Raw genomic sequence first — 1,295 nt, forward strand, 5'->3', positions numbered from 1 at the left:
GCGGTGGATCCAGCTGAGGCTGTTCGAAGCACGCCGGGACTTCACCAGGTTCGACGAGAGCGCCGAAGTCGATCTCGCCAATCCGTGGCTGAGCTGGGCGCTCTATCTCGCCTATCGGCGGGGCGAGGCGCACGGGTGGCGACGCGGTGTTCGATTCGCCGTCCGGCGCGCCCTGGTCATCGTGTTGTCCCGGCACAGCTGCCTCGACGTCGTCTACTACTCGGAGTTGTTCCCCGCACTGCGCGCGCTGGACCTCACCGTCGAGCGGACCCTCGAGGTGCTGCAGGAGATGGGGGTGTTCATCGATGACCGGCCGCCGGCCTTCGACGGGTGGCTGGAAGCCAAGCTCGAAGGACTCGCCCCAGGCATCCGAGACGACGTCGAGGCCTGGGCGCGGGCGCTGCGCGACGGCGCCCCCCGGATCAAGCCTCGCAACATCAAGTCGGTCTGGATCCAGGTGAACCGGCTGCGTCCCACGCTGCTGCACTGGTCAGACCAATACGAACACCTGCGGGAAGTCACCCGGGAGGACCTCACCTCGATCCTCGACGGCATGCAGGGATTTCACCGCTCGAACTTCCTGGTCGCGGCACGATCGCTGTTCGCGTTCTGCCGCAAACGGCGCAGCATCTTCCGCAACCCGACCCGCGGCATCCGCATCGGCCAGCATCCTTACGGGCTCCTCCAGCGGCTCGACCAGGACGACATCGACCGGGCGGCCGAAGCCGCCACCACCCCAGCCGCCCGGCTCGTGCTCATGCTCGCCGCCGTTCACGCCGCCCGCACCGGCGCCATCCGCTCCCTGCTCCTCGATGACGTCGACCTCGGCAACCGACGGCTCACCATCGCCGGCCGCACCCGCCCCATCGATGAGTTCACCCATCAGATCCTGCTCGAATGGCTCGATTACCGGCGCACCCGCTGGCCGAACACAGCCAATCCTCACCTGTTGATCAATCAGCTGAGTGCCCTCGGCACCGGTCCGGTCTCCAAGATCTACTTCGCCAAGAAGCTCCGCGGTCAGGCTGCGACGCTCGAACGCCTTCGCGTTGATCGGCAGCTTGAAGAAGCCCTCACGCACGGCCCGGATCCGCTCCACCTCGCCGCAGTGTTCGGCCTCGACCCCAAGACCGCCATCCGCTATGCCGAGAACGCCCGCGTCCTACTGGCCACCGCAGTCGAAGAGCAAGACCCCGCCAGTCGTGACGAACTCAAGGGTCGAAACGGTCCATGAGGGATGAAGACCCTTCGGTTCAGTCCGATGAACCTTCAGTTCGCATGAACTCTGGGACTTC

General features: G+C 66.1%; 1 protein-coding gene. It reads left to right on the forward strand.

Annotated elements, in window-relative coordinates:
* Positions 1-1,234 (forward strand): hypothetical protein (locus EJK15_RS72465; protein ID WP_171075442.1); only part of this gene is annotated, 1,234 nt, incomplete at its 5' end.
* Positions 1,235-1,295 lie beyond the last annotated feature (61 nt).

This window comes from Nonomuraea basaltis (assembly GCF_005893125.1).
In the GTDB taxonomy this organism is placed as follows: domain Bacteria; phylum Actinomycetota; class Actinomycetes; order Streptosporangiales; family Streptosporangiaceae; genus Nonomuraea; species Nonomuraea basaltis.